A 17,701-nucleotide genomic window follows, 5' to 3' on the forward strand; every position below is an offset into this window, starting at 1 on the left:
CGAACCGCCTCGCCTGCAACTCTCGCGAAGCTGCTGCGGGTGCAGCCCCCCGCCGGACCGACCACGAACCCGGGCAGTCGTGACGACCCGGGACCCCGCCCACGGCACCCACGGCCGGTGGCCGCAGCGGCTTAGAGTCGTCCCGGCCTACAAGGGTAGAAACGGGCTAGGTTTGCCGTGCCACGAGATGCGCAACGTATCGCGGGCTCGGGTAGTGGCGACGAACAGCTGGTTGCGGCTCTTCTTGAGTTCGCGTTCGTACCGCTTGGGGTCGGTCGTCTCGTACTTCTCGACGACAGCCGTGCGCGGCAGGATGCCGTCGCTCGCGCCAATGACCGCGAGCTTCTGGTATTCAAGCCCCTTGAAGCGATGCATCGTTCCGATGTGGACCTCACCGCCGCCCTGCGGGCCGTCCTTGGTGAGGGTCGCTGTGGTGATGCCGTGCTTCGTCTCCAGGTCGGCGGCGACCCGGCCGGCCATATCACCGTCAGCGACGCAGACCGCCATGGTGCCGCTCGGGTCGCGCACAGTGCCGTCCTCTGCGGGCTGGGTGATGTCCGCGCGCCACTGCTTGAGCGCCTCGGCGAGCTGAGCGATCTCGTCGGTCCAGTCGGCGCAGGCGACGTACTCGGGGGCTGGGCCGTGCAGCAGGGAGTGGTAGCCGTCGAGGGTGTCGGTGCCGTCGTTGAGGTCGTCGTAGGTGGCTCCGCGGACGACCTTGGCGGCCTGGTCGAGGATCTCCTGGGTGGTGCGGTAGCTGAGCGTCAGTTTTGAGGAGCGGCCTCGGATGTTGATGCCGACGGTGGAGAGCGTGACCTGCCGGTCGTAGATGCGCTGGTGGGTGTCACTCGCGATGAACAGGTCGTCCGGGCCGAGCGCGACCATGGCGCGCAGCATCTTCCAGTGGGCGGGGCTGAGGTCCTGGGCCTCGTCGACGACGATGTGCCGGTAGCGGTGACGCAGATAGCGCATCCCGGAGCTGTTGTCGTCGAGGTGGGTCAGGTCTCCGCCGCCGATGTCCTCCTTGCGTTCAGCGCGGACCTCGATCTTGCGGGCGCGTTCCATCTCGTAGCGAGCCGCGCGTTCGGCGGCCTGGGCCCAGGTCTCACGGCCCAGGCCGTTCAGGCGCAGGGTGAACTGGTCGAGCAGCTTCCAGACAGCCGCACGTTCGGGGCGGTTGAGGGCGCGGCCCATGCCGGCGCGGCGGGCCTTGAAGTAGTCCTGCCGAGTGGCCAGGGACTGGCCGAGGACGATCTGTTCCCATTCGTCGAAGAGGAACTCTGCGTCCCAGCGCTCCTCATCGTGTTCGAAGAGGACTTCGCGCAGTACATCCAGGGCACGGTCGTCGGTAATCAGGCTACGCTGCGCGCCGGGCGCGGTGTTCTCGTTGAGGACGCTCTGGGCGAGCTGGTCGATGTGCTTGATGTCGATTCGGCCCAGCAGCGCCGGGTCCACGAGCGAGGTAAGCCGGGAGCGCAGGTCGGCGGTGAGGTTCTTGGTGTACGTGGTCAGCAGGATCGGCTTGCCGTGGCCGGGCGGCAGGGCGGTTGCGAGGCGGGCGACGCGGTGCAGGGCGACGATGGTCTTGCCAGTGCCGGGACCGCCGCTGACCCGGGCGGGGCCGCCGTAGTTACGTTCGACGATCTTGCGCTGGGTGGGGTGAAGATAGACCTTCCAGGCGCGGAAGTCGCCCTCGGCCAGGACGTTGCGAATGTCGTCGTCGACCGTGGTGACCGCGGTACGGGTGAGGGCCGTCGCCATGTCGTTCTCGAAGCCCGGTTCGAGTTCGGTGGAGGCGGGCTGGGTGATCTCGCGTTCGACCTCGTCGACGGACATGCCGGACCCGAGTCCGGTGAGGACCTCGGCTGTCAGGCGCGGGGCGCCGGCGATGAGTTGGTCGAGTTCCTCTTCGGTGGTGACGGTGAGGGCGAGGTCGATGAGGGCGTCGGCGACGCCAAGGCGATGCAGGTCCTCGGGGGTGCAACCCGTGAGGAGCGGTTCGGCGAGGGCGGCCGGTTGCTGCGTTACGACGGGTGCGGGCGTGGGCTCGGCTGGTACAGCCTGCTCGTCCGGGGCCGGAGTGAGCTGGAGTCCCGCGCGCTGGAGCACACTCTGGCCGACCACACCGAGGTCGACGAACTCAATCTCACCGGTGATCCGGTTGATGGCGACGCTGAGCTCTTCGTATACGTCTTTGCGGTGGCGCACCGCGACGATCAGCCACTGCTGCACTCCGTCGGCGCCGACCCCGGCCCGGGCGAGAAGAGCCCGGTACGACCGGTCGATCTTGGCACGGAAGATCCGGCCGTCGCCCTTGAGCGGCTTGAGATCGAGGCTGGGGTGGTCGGGGTCGAGGCGGAACTGGTGACAGAAGTCGTAGAACTTCGTCTTGACCGACGAGTCCATCTTGTAGAGCTCGTTTTCGGCCTTCTGGTAGAGGCTCAGGCGTGCGGTCATCGGGCGGCACTCTGTTCTTCGGAGTCGGGGCGGACGGCAGCGTCGGGGAGAGCGTTGAGGAGGGCGTCGAGATCGGCGAGCCAGTCGTCGGCCGAGCGGATGGTGAACCCGGCGTCGCGGTAGGCACGCCAGGTCTTGTCGCTCTCGTCGTCCTCCTGGTCGTGCGGCTCGGCCATGACGGCGATCCGCTGGTCGTCGTGGTCCCAGGCGAGGTCGGCGAGCCAGCCGCGTTCGCCGAGCTCATAGCCGTAGGCGGGGGCCTTCTTGCCGCCGTCGGCCAAGGCGTGGGCGAGGCGGGTGAGGGGGGCGTCGGGTTCGTCCTCGTCGAGGTATTCGAGGATCTCCTGATCCCACAGCAGATCCCGTACCGCCGCTTCGAGGGGCGTTTCGTTGGACGTCTCCAAGGGGGACGCCTCCGAGGGCACGGGCTGCAGGGTGGGTGCGCCGGCGCCGTGCTGCACGACGAGGGATTCGAGTTCGCCGATGCCGCCGAAGGTCTTGAGGATTGCGGTGTCGAAGCGGCCCGCGGTGGCGGTGGTCAGCTGGATGCCGTCGCCGCCGTCGTGGGCGAGGAACTGCAGGATGTTGGACCACTGGAGCCAGGAGCGCCAGCGCGCCTTGTGTTCGGGTGTGCCGAGCTGGTCGGGTTCGTTGTCGTCGAGGCAGGCCAGAGCGGTCCAGTGGCCGGTGGCTCCGTCGACGAGGAAGGCGATGGGTAGCCCGGACTGGTCGCAGGTCTGGAACAGGTTGAGCGTGCCCGTGCCCTGGACGGGCGCCGGGTCGATTCCATCTGTGCGGCCCCAAGCGCCGAGGAGGTGGTCGAGCGTCTGGCGGGTCTGGTCGGGGGCGCCGTTGCCGACAAGGATCTCCTTTTCGGTCCCGAAAAGTCCGCCGACCACGGCCGCCGCCCGCTTGCCCCAGGCCACGTCGTCGGGACTGCGGAGGTAGGCGAGGAGCATGCTCATCGGGTCGGTGAAGGCGGTGGCGGCGAGGTCGTTGCCACCACGCTCGGCGTAGAGCTGCTTGGCCACGTCCTGGGCACTGCGCGGGTAGGGCGGCCACACCGGCTCGGCCGGCGCACGCTCCGCCGACGACTCCGCCGTGTTTGTCTGCCGCTCGAAGGCGTCGAGGTCGTCCCAGGTGAGCTGGAAGACTGCGCGCCCCTCGGCCCGGAGCCAGTTGCGCTTGTCGGCATCGCCGGCGAGCCGGTTGTGACGGCGGGTGGCGTGGAAACGGTGCCCGTCGAGATAGACAGTGATCTTCTGCTTGGAGACCTTGGGGGCGTCGATGCGTTCGAAGGTGAAGTCAGTACGGGTGTAACCCTCGTTGCGCTGGGCGGTCAGACGCCAGCCATGCACGGTGCCGACCTCGTCCAGACGCAGATAGGCGCTGTTGTCGCCGCTCTCCTCCAGGACGGCGTCGGGGCGCTGTCCGGCCCACCCGCGCAGGGCCTTAAGGAAGCGTGCCTCAAGGTCGGACTCAACCTGTCCGTCGAGACCGATCTGGTCGGTGTTGCCGACCGGCTTGGTGTCCCAGGCGTCAGTGTCGGTGCCGAGGAGCTCGTCGAGGATCTCCAGGGCAGCCTGGCGGGAGACACGCTCAATGTGCTGCTCGTCGGTGTAGCGGTACAGGCAGCGGTGGCAGGCCGGTCCGCCCTCCCCGTTGCAGGGGCACTCCACGAGGAGTCGGCGCGCGCCTTCGAGCACCTGCCGGAAGTTCGCGGGGGCGGTAAGCCGGTCGAGGTAGCCAGTGCCGTGCGGGAGACGGTCGTACAGGACCAGGAAGTGCCGCTTCTCCGCGGTGTCGCGGTCCGGCATGGTGGCGAGGGTGGTGGCGAGGTGCTGCGGGTCCCCGCCGAAGGCGTCGTCCACACCCAGACGCAGGGCGGCCTGGAAGGAATGGACCTTCTCCTCGACGAGGACGGTCGCGGCGGGCAGGAGGATGCGCAGGGCTTCGGTCTCCAGCTCATGGGCGAGCAGGACGGGTTCCTGGGGTACGCCCTTCTTGCCGCGCCGCAGCGGGCACCAGGGTGTGTGGTGTTTGAGTTCGCGCTGACGGTTGGCGGAGTTGTCAACGGCGTCGCGGTCGTCGTCGAAGACCGGCCGTCCGTCGGCACTCGCCGCTCCGCAGGCAGTGCACACATGGAACGGCGCGATCCGCACGGGCCGCCCGGCGAGCTGGTCGTTGTCCTGAGCGCCGATGCTTAGCGGTCCAGTGTTGACGCGGCGGATGACCGCACGGCGGGTGTAGTCGACGCCGAAGATCTCTTTGGTGTGCCGCCAGGACTTGCCCTTGGCGAAGTGGTCGGGGTGGATGTCGACCATGTCGACGACGGTGTAGAAGCGGCGGTCGCGGTCGTCGCTCTCGTCGCCGATCCTGGCGTCCTCGCGCTTGTCCCGGGCTGTGACGACGCTGGGCTGGACGACCTGCCACAGGCAGCCGGAGTCGGCGATGCCCGTCTCCCCGCAGCGCGGGCACGGCGTCATGTCGTTCTCGGCGTCCTCGGTGCGGACGTAGCCGCACGAGGGGCAGAAACGCCAGTGGCGCCAGTCCTGGTCCCGGCCGGTGACGATGTCGATGCCGGTGATCCGGTGCTTGTAGCCCTCGGCGTAGAAGGTGTTGCCGGGGGCGAGTTCGGACAGGGCGAAGCCGCGCGGACGCCCGTAGGAGAACGACTTCGACTTGTAGCGCACCCGGCCCTCGGGCGTGGTGCCCTCGGGCCAGAAGACGGTGGCATCGAGGGTGGTCGTGGCGTCAATGAGGGCGTAGTTGGGCAGCAGGCCGAGGTCGCACAGCACGGTCTGAGCGGGCTGACGCTGACGCGCGGCGCCCTGCTTGGAGATGGCGCCCAGCTCGGCCTCCAACTCCGCCTTTGTACGCGCCTGTTCGTCGTCGCCTTCCTTGAGTTCGTCGATCGCCGAGCGAATCGTACGGATACGGGTGCGCAGCTTCTGGTTCTCGCGCTCCCACTCCCGCTCGGCCTTCTCGATCGCGCTGCGGATGCCCCGTACCGCGTACTTCTTCAGCTCCTCCTTGGCAGTCTCACTCACACCGGTCGGGAACAGCGCGAGGAAGCCCTCGACGAGTTCCTCGCCGTTGGCAAGGGCGGCCTCGGTGAAGTCGGCAAGATAGCCGGAGGGGCCGAACAGCTCGTCGACCCGGCGCGACAGCGCGGCCAGCGGCCTGCCGTCCTCGCGCAGCAGTCGGCCACGGGCCGCGAGATCGAGAAGGTGAGCGGTGTACTGACGGCGCAGGATCTCGATCGCCGACAGATACGAGCCGGGCGGCACGATGCGCCCGTCGATCATGTCCCTTGGCCGGTCCAGGAAGTAGAGGTCACGGCGGGAACGGTCGGGGATCGTCAGTAGAAAAGCGTTGCCCGTACGGCGCCCGGCCCGGCCCGCCTGCTGTGCGTAGTTGGCCGGCCGACGCGGCAGGGCACCGAGGACGACAGCGGATAGATCGCCGATGTCGATGCCCATCTCCAGCGTGGGCGTGCAGGACAGCACGTTGGGGTCGTTGAACCCCTGGCCGTTGCGGAAGGCGTCCTCGACGCGTTCGCGCTTGCCGCGGGAGAGCAGACCGGTGTGCTCGGCGGTGATGACCTGGTAGGTGCCGGCCCGCCGGTACAGGCTGCGGTAGTAGTCGTCGCGGTAGTCACGGTCCCGGTCGTGCCGGTCGACGGTGTCCAGCCACCGGTCACCCGCGACCAGCCGCCCCTTCGCGCAGCGATACGCCTGACAGGGCTGCCCGTGATACTGCGCCAGCAGCGAGGGATGGACTGTCTGCTCCCAGAAGCACCTAGGGCAGCGCACATACGACACGTTGACCTGGGCGTCGGACAGCAACTGCAAGCGAATGGCACCCGGTTGCAGGCCATAGATCCGGACCGACGTGTCCTGTGGGGTCCGCGCCGCGAGCAGTCCGGCGTCGGTGAGCCGGGGCAGCAGCCGCACCCAGAACTCGTCGGCCTGCTCGCGGGTCATGTCGAAGCAGCGCTGTGCCCAGGTCTGGTACCAGGACAGACGCCCGGCGGCGAAATCGAACTCGCTGCTCTGCTTGGGCCGCGCGAGGAGGAACGTCGGCGCGGAGACCCCCTTGGGGAAGGCCTTCATGCCGCGCGGACGGCCGCCCCAGATGAAATAGCGGCTGGTGCCTGCTTCGTCGAGAAACTTCTCCAGCCACCGGTGCCCGACCGCTCCCCGCGTACGCAGCCGCTCCAACAGGCCGCGCAGGAACGCCAGATAGCGGGCGTCGTCGTGCTCGGTGAGCGCCAGCCCTCGCTGGGCGGCCTCTTCATGTGCGTCCCGTACGAGCGCCACAGCCGCCCGCTCGTCGGGGAGGTCAACCCCGGCGGCGGCGGTACGGGTCAGTTCGAGGGTACGGCCGTTGCGGGACCGGTGCCCGAACTCCATGACGGCCTCGAACGCGAACCGCTCGCCGATCAGGTCCCATGTCTTCTTGTCCCCACCTCGTCCCTTGCCCGACAGCAGACGCGCCACACCCGAGTCGTCGTGCAGGTCCGGCGGGACGACGGCGGCGAGCGTCTCACGGTCGGTGGTGGCCGCGACGACATCGGCGACGAGGTCGTTAAGGGCACTGGGCCGCTGCTCGCTCAGATGTTTGGTGAACAGCGCCCGCAGGGAGAAGGTGTACGAGCGTGAGGCGACGAAACCGGCCCGGTGCGCGGCATCCTGCACCGAGTCGTTGAACATCAGCGTCTTGGTCTCACGCTGCTTCTTGTCCATCTCCCCGCCGGTGAACAGCTGGGTGACGGACGCGGCCGCGAGCGCGGCGGCTCCCGTACCGAGGAAGCGGATCGCGTTATGCGTTCCGCAGGCCGGGCACCAGTCGTCCTTGGCCGCGCGTTCCGCGGTGTCGCCAAGCTGGACGAGGACGAAGGCCGAATCGGGGCCGGCGGGCTGCGGGTTACCCTCGTCGTCGTAGTCGCCCTGAGGATCGGGGAGCCGCAGGCGACGAGAGAGCCCGTCGAGCACCATGAGCACGCCTGCCCCGCCGGTGGTCAGCGACTTCTGCGCCGCCCGATCCATGGCGGTACGGCCGTTGCCTTCCCGCGCCTCGCTGTCGGTGGCCGCCACCAGGGTGCGCACCTTGGCCTTGTCGGCCGTGACGGTGGCTCGACGGATCTTGTGGGCCTCGAAGTTCAGCTCCTCCAGGTCGGACTCGGGAGCGAGTACCGACCAACCGGAACGCCCGCACTCGCGGCAGTACACCGCGGGCAGGAAGGTCTTGGTGTCGCGTGAGGTGGTCGTGTCCGGCGTCGTACGCAGCTGGCTCTGCACCCCGGCCGTGTCCCACGCGAACTCGGCCTTCGGCCAAGGCAGCACGCCACGCAGCATCCGCGTGACGGACCGCGCCCACTGGTGTACCTCCACCTGGACGAGGGGACGGCTGAGCGCAGCCGGCGCCTCCGGGTCCCGCGCCACGGACAGCAGGGCGACGAATCGGGCAAGCGCCAGCGCGGCGATTTGCGGCCGTGTCGTGATCGCCTCGTCCCAGCTCTTCGCACCGCTGCGACGCATCACATCGAGCACCTCGTCGTAGGTGCGCACCGTGCCGTCGAAGGCGTTCAGAACCGCATACGTGAGCCGGTTGCGCTTGAGCGCGGCCCCGAGGGCGACCGACTCGGTCGTACGGCTCCCTGTGACGGCCTCGGCGAGGTCCGCGAGCGCTTCAGGGCCGGATGCCGGGTCCCGCAATGCGGTCAGGGTCTCAGGGGGAGCGGCCTGGCCGGGGAGGAACTTCGCGTCCGGGATCGACTCGTCGAGCATGAACTCGTCGACCGTCAGCCGGTCCTCGCCGACGATCGCGTCCTCGGTGAACTCGGCGCCGAAGACGTTGGTGGCCACGGAGAGAAGTTGGCGCACTCCGTCTTCGTCGGTGCCTGAGGCGAGGGTCGCGGAGGTGGCGACGGGAGTGATCGTGCCGAGCGGCTTGCCAGGCTGGTTGGCACCGACGGCGCTGGCGAGGCGGCGCAACAGCATGGCCACGTCGGTACCCTGCGCGCCGTCGTACGTGTGGAACTCGTCGACCACGACGTAACGGATGTCGCTGCCGTCCCACAGCGGCGCGTCTGCGGCACGCTGCAGGAGCAGGTCGAGCATCTTGTAGTTGGTGATCAGGATGTCCGGCGGGGACAGCTGCATGTCCTGTCGGCGCGTGTAGACCCGGTCGTAGTGCGTCGCCGCCTTGTCCCCGATGTACAGGCCGGCGCGTACGCCGCTCAACTCGTCGTAGTCGAGGAGCAGTTGGTTTATACGGGCCGCCTGGTCGGTGGCCAGGGCGTTCATCGGGTAGAGGAAGACCGCCTTGACCCCGTTGTTCCCGGCCGCACGCTCACGGGCGCAGTGGTCAAGTACGGGGTAGAGAAACGACTCCGTCTTGCCGGAACCCGTGCCCGTGGTGACGAGGGTGGGCTGAGGTGTGTGGCCGTCCTTCGAAGTGAGCCGGGCGAAGGCGCGGGCCTGGTGGGCGTACGGCGTCCAGCCGTCAATACGTACCCAGTTCAGGTGCTGTTGCCAGCCGTCCTCGGCCGGGGTGAAGGGCGTACACAGGCGGAGGTACGGGCCGCGGAACATGCCCGTCGTCTCGTCCCCGAGGAAGGCGTGCAGGGCCTTGCGGGCGCCCTCGTCCGCGAGGCCATACGTCGTGGACAGGTACTGGAGGAGGCTCTCCTTAAGTCCCTGTGCTTCTAGGGTCGGCCTCACGAGGTCGGGACCTCCATCTTCTCCGGGTCCCACAGACCCTTGGCCACGGCCTCGTCGAGGCGCTTCTTGAAGTAGGCGTGAGCTTCACGCATTTCGCGCTCGCGGTCGGCCTTGTAGAAGGGGGCGGTGTAGCCGTCGGGGACGGGGGCGGTTTCCGGGGCGTCGAGATGCAGTTCGAGTGCCTTCCAGTGCTGAGGGGCCTGTCCAGTACCGAATGCAAGGTGGTCAGCTGCCAGTTGGCGGCCATGACGGTCGAAGTACAGCCGTTCCTCTCGTTCTGCCAGCACCGTCAGGCGGGCTAGATAAGCCGCCGTCAGCGCGTCTGCAGACAGGCCGATCCAAACAGCTACCAGTGCATCAATTTCAACTAGTGCTGCGCGTCGCTCTGCTTCAGTACGGAGAGGGGCTGCGGCCGACCAGCGAGGATGGACGGCGTTGAGCGGGCGCACGTGCGGCCACGGGATGGCCCAGTTCTCAGAAAGCCAAGAGAACTGGAACTGATCTTCCCATAGCTCAGCATAGGCGTCCGATAGGCAGTTGAGGCGGGCCGATCGGAGGCTCAGTGCATTCACCAATGGGTGGTCGAGACTTGGCGCAGGGAGACGAAGTGCTCCGGGCTCACGCAAATCTGTGATACCAAAGGCCCGCAACATGTAGTCGAGTGGCAAGGACGCCCAGAACCCGGAGACCGGGAGTAGTCGCCGTTCCGTATCGAAAGCAAGTGTATGGACGCCGTCCACATGATTGGCACCTGGCGGAATCAGTGCGGCATTCAATACGCGTTCAGTTTTACCATCATTTCGACGGCGAAACGCCAAGCGGTAGTGTCGCGCATGCGGAATACCTTGCCAGAGTTTCCATGCTGAGGCCTTCGACTCGAAGGTGTCCCGGTCGCAGGCTCGCGCCATTTGTGTTGCCGGGATGAAACTGGCGGAGATTTCAGTCAGATCAATCCGCTTACCATTCGAAGTCAGCTCAGGGTCTTGCTTGAAGAAGGGTGTACCAGGCCCGAGGTGAGGACCGTGCAGAATAGCCTCGTCCCAAGTGGCAGGCCGTGAATGCGACTCCTTGATAAGGCCGGATTTAAAGTCGGTTGTCTCGTTGTAGCCCTGACTCAGGCTGATTTCGTTACCGCGAAGGCGAACCGGATAGGAACTCATAATCTTCGCAGCCCGCTGCTCACTTGTGGTCAGCGGATACATAATCTCTGCTTGCTCGATCTCAAGTTCGCTACCCTGCTGTTCATGCCATAGGGCAAGAGTGTCAGGAGTCACGTGGACAACGCGCGACTTGTGGGGGCGCGTATCGAAGTGCCCGTCGAACTTGATTCCCGGCTCGGGACCGCTGCCATCGTGACGGAGGGACTCGGTGAGGACATCCGCACGATACAAGAAACTGAGATGCTGAAAGTTGATGTCCTGGCGAGCGCCGTAGATGTTGGCGGCAAACTCCTTCTTGTGCCCGACGGGCTGAGCAAAAGCCCAGTTTGAGACGTTTACATACGCCCCATGCACGCGAAGTCTCCGATACGCCTCGGCACGAATGTTTCGCGTCGCATCGCCCTTAAGGTGCCCGTCTGGGTGTACCAATCCTATCGTCCCGGAGCTCGTAGCATGGTTCCAGCATTGCGCCATAAAACGCGTGTGAAGATAAGGTCGAGTTCCGCCAAGGATTGGATAAACACTAGAGTTCGCATAGAAACTAGCCAGGGCGCTGTCGTCACAGGCGTCCTTCATGATCTCAGCACGTTGGCTGGGGATCTTCACGATCGTGTCATGGATCATTTCCGTCTGCGCTTGAGTCAAGCCTACGTCGAGGGAAAGAGCAGGCTCGAACTCGGCATAGCTAGCATTCGAGTTCCACGTAATCTCTACCCACGGCGGGTTACCCACCTGAAGGTCGAAGCCTCCCGCGTCACCAGCGAATACACCAGCGAAGTCCAACTCCCAGTGCAAGAAGCCCTGTTCCTCGGCGATATCACGGACGACCCGCATCCACGGGTACCGCGTCTCCACCGCCTTGCGGGCATCGTCCATGCCCATCTCGGCCTGGATCAGATTTTCGAGAGCCTTCAGCTCCTTGAGGGAATCGACGGTCGTGGCAAGGGTGTTCTCCGGGATCGGTCCCGTGCCCACCATGGACTCTAGGAAGGCGACCCAGTCGTCCAGGCTTGCAAGCGGGATGACGTCCCGGCGACGCGCCGAGCCGCCGGCCTTCTTGGGAGCGGAGGAACTACGCGCCTTCTTGACCTCCTTCTTCTCCACAAGCTCGTCGTCCCCGCCCTCGCCCAAGGACATCTGGTCACCGTCCATGGCGAAAAGCAGCCCGTTCTCAACGAACTGAGGCGCGGGCGTCGGCTCAGGCACAGACCGTTCGACCTCGACAGCCTGCCCGGTCACCGACGACAGCAACGTATCCAGGTCAACACCCGCCTGCGCCGTCACCACAGGAGCCGTGTCGTACTCCGGATCCGACCCGTCCAGCAGCCCCACCTTCTCCAGCGGCCAGAACCACAACGCGCACCACGCGTCCATGACCTGCTTGAGCCGCCAGTACGGGGAGCCCTCCGCCTCGAAGAGATCCTTGAAGACCTGCTCCTTGGTCAGCGGCAGGCTCTGGTCGGCGTTCTGTTTGTCGGCGCGGAGGAAGGCGTACTCCTCGGCATCCTCCTCGCGGTCGGCCCCCCACACATCGATGGTGCGGGCGATTTCCCACTCGCTCAGTTCCATACGCTTGGCGACGAGCTGCCACAGGAACTCGACCCGACGGGCCGCCGCCTGCAACCGAGCGAGCTGGCTGCTCTTGCCGCCCGTCGTCTTGGGCTTGCTCTGGACGCTCTTCTTCCACGCCTTCAGCTTCTCCAACTGCGGCCCGACGAGCTGCTCGACCAGCTTCTTCGCATCGCCGGTCGCCCCCGCGACCGCACCCCACCCGGGCGTGGGCAGAAGGAACTGATGCACAGCACCGTCCGGCAGGGGCTGCTCCGCACCGTCCTCCGGCGCTCGGAACGGCAGCTTGGTCGGCGTCTGGGCGCCGATCGTCCGCTCCTTCTTGATGCGGTCCGCCTCATACACCCAACGACGGGCTCCAATAAGGGAGTTACCCCGTCGAAGGTGCAGGCCGAACCACGGCGCACGCATGCCCGGGTGCATGGTGTTGAGCCAGAGCGACACCTCGGCGAGCTCCACACCCGTCGCGTTCAGGTCGATCCCGTATGCATTGTGGAGGGCGATGTACGCTTTCACCTTCTGCTTGACGTCCAGCGTCTTCGACGTGTCCAGGCTGACGCCCAGCTCCTCCTGGCGGCGCTTGAGGTACTCCTCGGCGACCTGGTTGATCGCCTCGTTCAGGAACGCGCCGGAGCCCAGAGCCGGTTCGCAGATCGTGTAGCGCAGCAGCTCGCTCGCCCGCGTCCGGATCGTGTTGCCGTCCGCGTCCTTCTCCTGGTCGAGGCGGTGCTTGAGCGCCAGTTCGACGGTGACCTTGGTGAGGGACTCGGGAGTGTAGTACGAGGCGGAGGTCTCGCGGTCGCGGCCGGCCAAGCGGTAGACGAACCTGCCCGGGGCGTACTTCTTCGGGCCGCGCAGACCGTACTGCTCGGCGTCTTGGGCGGAGTACACGACTTGCGTGTTCTCGGGGTAGTCCTTCAGCCGGTCCGCGGGGATGAGCCAGGAGCCCTTCTCCGGGTCCCCGTACTGCTTGTCGCCCTTCTTCGCGCCGGGCTTGGCGACTTCGGCCAGCTCCTCCTCGGCGATGATGCCGGTGTAGGACATCAGGCCCTCGTAGACGGCGCCGAGCTGGTTGATGCCGAGGTTGCGGTACGAGATGAAACCGCCCTGGCGGCCCTTCTGACCGGCCTCCTTCATGGTGAGCAGACGCAGCACCTGGTGCAGGGCCTCGTTGCGTAGCCGCAGGTCCAGCCACCGCGGCTCTTCGTCCCCATCCTCGTCCCAGCGGGGGTCGAGGACGCTGCTGCCGATGAGGGTGATCGCCTTCGGGTCGAACAGCTCGCTGCGCAGCGCCTCGAAGCGCAGACCGCGCCGCTCGCTGCGCTCGTCCGCGGGCTTGTGGTCGTCCGGTTCGGTGCCGTGCGGGCGGTGGCCGTAGTTGACCTTGTTGAAGAGGACGTCGAGGGAGGCGTACAGGTGGAAGCCCTTGCGGCTCTCCTCGTCGACCAGCTTTCGCTCTCGCGCCACCAGCTCGCGCAGGCGGGCGATCGAGTAGCCGGCCTCGTACGTGGAGTCTTCGGCTGGCAGGATGCCCAGCTCAGGGCGGGCTTCCGCGTACAGGAGGAAGAGGATGCGGTAGAGGTAGCGCAGGGATTCGCGGGTGAGCTGTTTGGCGAAGGGGCCCTTCTTGAGGTCCTCGATCTCCCGCGGCTCGACCTCCGCCTTGCGCAGACGGGCGAGCACCTCGTTCGCGATGATTTCGACAGAGCGTTGGAGACCCTTGCGCAACTCGGAGTTGACTCCGACGGCGTTGTCGCGGGACGCCTTGAGCAGGTCGTCGATGCGTCGGCCCTTGCCGTCCGGGCGGGGCGCGAGCATGTCGTGGGAGAAGAGGGCGGCGAGGAGGGCGAGTTCGCCAGCCTTCGCCGTGTCGTTGCGGGCGAGGGCCGCGTCCAGGCTGGCGGCGATGTAGCGGCCTTCGGCCCAGGCACCCCGGTCGGCAAGGACGAGCACGCCGCCAGCGAGCAGCAGTACGAAGCGGGGTTTGTCGCCGCCGGGCTCGTGCAGCTCGCTCTGGAAGAGCCAGCCCGCGAACTTCTCGCCGGTTTCGAGGAGGCCGTCGGCGGTCTTGAGGGGGTGGAGGAGCCGTCCGGCCTTCTCGGGGTCGAGGGCGTGGTCGAGCTTGGCGGTCCAGCCACAGTCGAGGACGACGATGCCGTCTCCGTGCCAGGCAACCTGGACCTCGTAGTCCTTGCCCGCGTTGTGCACGGTAATCGGCTTGGGCCGGTCACCACCGTAACCAAGAGCCTTGAGGACGGCGGTGTGCCAGGTGGTAAGGCGCTCGGCCCACTCGCCCGTCGGGTCGTCGTAGGTGCTGCCGAGTTCCTCCTGCCCGGCGCGGGAGGCCAGGAAGGGGCGCATGGTGGCCTGGTACTCACCGCGGAGCCGAGGGAGGAGTTCGCGGGGGGTGGGCCGCGGGTCGTGCGGGTCGGTCTCGCGGTTGGTCCAGAGGGTGAACAGGCCTTCGTCGCCCGCCTTGCTCTTCTTGAGGGTGTTCTCCAGCTCTTCGCTGAAGTAGTGAGCGGAGAGGTATTCGCCGCGGTTGGCGAAGGAGTCGTACGTGTAGCTCATCGTGCGGACTCCTCGGCCTGCGCGGCGGACACGGTGGTGGTGTGGAGGGGTTCGAGGACGGCGAGGACTCGCAGCATCGGGTCGCCGTCGGTCCGCAGACGTCGTACGAGGTCGCGGCGTCGGGCGGCGGTGTCGTACACCTCCTTGCGGCGGCGCTCCTGGTTGCCTACGGCGATCAGCGCGCCCTGCTCCCAGACCTGCACCCGGTCCTCGTACGGGGCCAGGTAGGAGTCGACCTGGTTGTCGTAGTCGGCGCGGCGCTCGCGCAGGTGGGTCTCGGCCGCGTCGACGGCCGCGGGGACCAGGGCCTGGAGGAGGTCGGGATCGACGGGCCGACCGCGGCCGGGCATGTCCGGGCCCACACCGCAGGCGGCGAGGAACGCCGAGTCCATGCGCCATACACGAGGAGCGGCTTCGGCGAGGCCGGTGACGGCCATCCACTCCACGATCGTCGGCTTGCCTGCCGCGTTGGAGTAGACGCCCTGGAGGAGGTAGACCGGGCCGGTGAGGGCGGCGGGCAGGGCGGCGTCGATTCGTTTGGCCTTGTCGACGTCAGGCCGGTACGCGAGGACGAACGCCTCGTCGTAGCGGAGCTTGGCCAGGACCTTGTCCGTCACCCAGTCGAGCACGGGGTGGATGTCGGAGACGTAGGAGACGTTCGGCCACTGGGAGGTGGGCTGGTCGGTCTTGCCCTGCTTGGCGTTGCGGGCTGCTTCCAGGCGGTCGGCGGCGTACGTCTTGTCGAAGGTGATGCGCAGTGTGCCCTCGTACTTGGGGGTGGTGAGGATCTTCTCCTGCTCCAAGTACGACTTCGGCAGCTCCCGGAAGCGGTACTGCAGGTCGTCGGGCGGAGTGAACTCGATGCGGCCCCCTGCCGTCTCGGGCTTCCAGTCAAGGGCCTCGCGCTCGGCCTGCGGGTAGATGAGGTCCACCGCGGCCTGGAAGTACGCCTTGGTATCGGCGAACACATGCGGGACGTCCGCCTCCGGCACCGGAGCCGTACCGACGGTGGCCGGAGCGGCCGTCGGGTCGGCGAGTCGGGCGTTGGCGCCGGCGAGGAGTCCGGCGAGGACACCACCGGACTCCTGCTGGGACTGCTTGATGGAGCGCTCGACAGTGCCGCCCTTGATGAGGTCGCGGGTGAGACGGTCCTCTTCCTTCTTATCGTTGTAGAGGCCGGTGACGGCCTCGGCACTTCCCTCACCGGTCTCGATCTCGTGCGCCTGGGCCTCGCGCCGCAGCAGGCGGGAGCCGACGAGCCGGTCGTCGAGCGTGAGCATCTCGCCACCCTCCTCGTCGCGCCGCCAGGGCACGTCGGCGGTGAGGATGAGCGCACGGAACTCGGGGCTCACCGCCTGCCCGTAGCGGTCGATGCGTCCGTTGCGCTGCTCGATGCGGATGAGGGACCAGGGCAGGTCGTAGTGGATGAGATCGTGGCACTGGTGGTGCAGGTTGACGCCCTCGGAGGCGATGTCTCCGGTGAAGAGCAGCCGCACCGGTTCCTCGAGCCGGCCGAAGCGGTCGACGATCTCCTGCTGCTGCTGATCGTTGGTGGTGTCGCCGTGCATGACCTCGACGGCGCCGTCGTACGCCTTCCAGGGGCGAGTCGTGTCGGGCTTGGCCTGGTTCTTCTTCTTGAAGCCCAGGCGGGCCGGGACCTCCTGGGCCAGCCAGTTCAGGGTGTCGACCCGCTCGGAGAAGATCACGACACGGCGCTCTGAGCCAGGGCTGACGCCGAGGTCGTCCTTCAGAATGCGCACGAGCGCGTCGAGCTTGGCGGAGTCCTGGTCGGTGAAGTCCGCGACCAGTGCCTCCAGCTCCGCCAGGGCCTTGCTCTCTGTGGCGAGAGCGGCGCGGCGCTCGGGGGTGTCCGCGATGGCCTTGGACCTGCCGTTCGCCGTACGGCTCTTCGGATTGTCCAGGTAGTCACGGCGTCGAGCGAGGGATTTGCGCAGGGCGACGTGCGAGGAGAGGAACGCCTTCAAGAAGTTGTAGCCGACAAGCGGATCGGCGCAGACCGACGAACGGTTCGGGTCGCCCGGGGTCCACTCGCTCGCGAGCTTCTCCAGGATGGCGATCTCCTTCGGCGTCGCCGGAGCAGGCACCGGCAAGGACTCACCACGTTCGGCCCAGGGCTTGTTCTTGAGACCGTCGCGCACCTCGCGGTCGGACTTGGTGCGCCTGATGTAGAGGTGGTCGAGGTCGGCGACCTTGTAGTTCTTGGGGTCGGCGATCGCCGCCGGGTCGAGCATCCCGATCAGCTCGGCGAAGGATTCGGCGTCGCCGTTGTGCGGGGTGGCGGAAGCCAGGATCAGCGCGTCGGTCTGCTCGGCGAGGCGGCGGGCGAGGCGGTTGTTGCGGGTGCCCTTGTTCACGAGGTTGTGCGACTCGTCGATGACGACTGCATCCCAGGTGATGTTCTCCAGGTGGTGGGCGTATGTCGCCGACTTGAGGGTGTCGACGGAGACGATGACCCGCTTGAAGTGGGCGAACGGGTTCCGGCCCGCCGGGATCTCCTGCTGGATGCGCTGGATGCCAGTGGAGTCCAGGCGCACCAGTGGCAGGGAGAAGCGGGTCCACAACTCGCGCTGGAACTGCTCCAGCACATGGGCGGGCGTGACCACCAGGATGCGCTCGCCGCGCCCCCGCCGGATCAGCTCCGCGAGCGTGATGCCGATCTCCAGCGTCTTGCCCAGACCGACCACGTCGGCGATCAGCAGCCGCGGCTGCGGGTTGCGCATGGACAGCGCCAGCTCGGCGGGGCGCAGCTGGTGCTCCTGCCGGTCCATGAGGAAGGAGTCGGCGAGCGCGATGCCGTGCTCGGTCTGCGGCAGCGCGGTCTTGCGGATCACCGCCTCCAGGTAGAGGCGGGCCTTGGCGTGCCTGGAGGTGTCATCGGGCACAAGCTTGGTCTTGCGCGGATCGAGTACGTCGATCTGGTCCAGGCCGGAGTAGAAGACCGCGTCGGTGCCACGGACGAACGGCGACACCCCGCTGACCTCGACCATGAGCCCGTCACGGGACTCCGCGACGGACTTCACGAGCCACTGCTCGTCCCGGATGCGTACCTGGGCGCCGGGGGCAAAGACCGGCCTCGCACCGGCCGGGTACGCCGACTCCGCCGCGTCGGCGTCGCGCGCCGCAGGAACCTCGGGCTGCATCGCCGTGGTCACGTGGTGCTCCTCTGGAAACGGTGGGGTCGTGATGTGCAGTGTG

The 17,701-nt window shown here is 67.2% G+C and carries 4 protein-coding genes; all 4 read right to left on the bottom strand.

The window, feature by feature from the left end; genetic code table 11:
- Positions 1-147: 147 nt before the first annotated feature.
- Genes ACIREI_RS05645 through ACIREI_RS05660 form a run of 4 tightly spaced genes read right to left on the bottom strand, consistent with a single transcriptional unit; the run spans position 148 to position 17,658 of the window.
- Positions 148-2,457, bottom strand: coding sequence for a UvrD-helicase domain-containing protein (locus ACIREI_RS05645; RefSeq protein ID WP_403327665.1), 2,310 nt, complete (start codon positions 2,455-2,457; stop codon positions 148-150).
- Positions 2,454-9,185, bottom strand: a complete 6,732-nt coding sequence (locus tag ACIREI_RS05650) for a DEAD/DEAH box helicase (RefSeq protein ID WP_403327667.1) — start codon at positions 9,183-9,185, stop codon at positions 2,454-2,456. The genes ACIREI_RS05645 and ACIREI_RS05650 overlap by 4 nt, the downstream gene beginning before the upstream one ends.
- Entirely contained in the window at positions 9,182-14,485 is a 5,304-nt protein-coding gene (locus ACIREI_RS05655; RefSeq protein WP_403327669.1) for a hypothetical protein, read from the bottom strand. The genes ACIREI_RS05650 and ACIREI_RS05655 overlap by 4 nt, the downstream gene beginning before the upstream one ends.
- Positions 14,482-17,658, bottom strand: a complete 3,177-nt coding sequence (locus tag ACIREI_RS05660; protein ID WP_403327671.1) for a DEAD/DEAH box helicase — start codon at positions 17,656-17,658, stop codon at positions 14,482-14,484. Before ACIREI_RS05660 ends, ACIREI_RS05655 begins: the two co-directional genes overlap by 4 nt.
- Between the last annotated feature and the right edge of the window lie 43 nt (positions 17,659-17,701).

Origin of the sequence: Streptomyces sp. NPDC093591, assembly GCF_044764885.1 — a bacterium.
GTDB lineage: Bacteria > Actinomycetota > Actinomycetes > Streptomycetales > Streptomycetaceae > Streptomyces.

Bases quoted from the DNA above. Each gene is read 5' to 3' on its own strand.
- ACIREI_RS05655 (WP_403327669.1), bottom strand. From the start codon at position 14,485: ATGAGCTACACGTACGACTCCTTCGCCAACCGCGGCGAATACCTCTCC.
- ACIREI_RS05645 (WP_403327665.1), bottom strand. From the start codon at position 2,457: ATGACCGCACGCCTGAGCCTCTACCAGAAGGCCGAAAACGAGCTCTAC.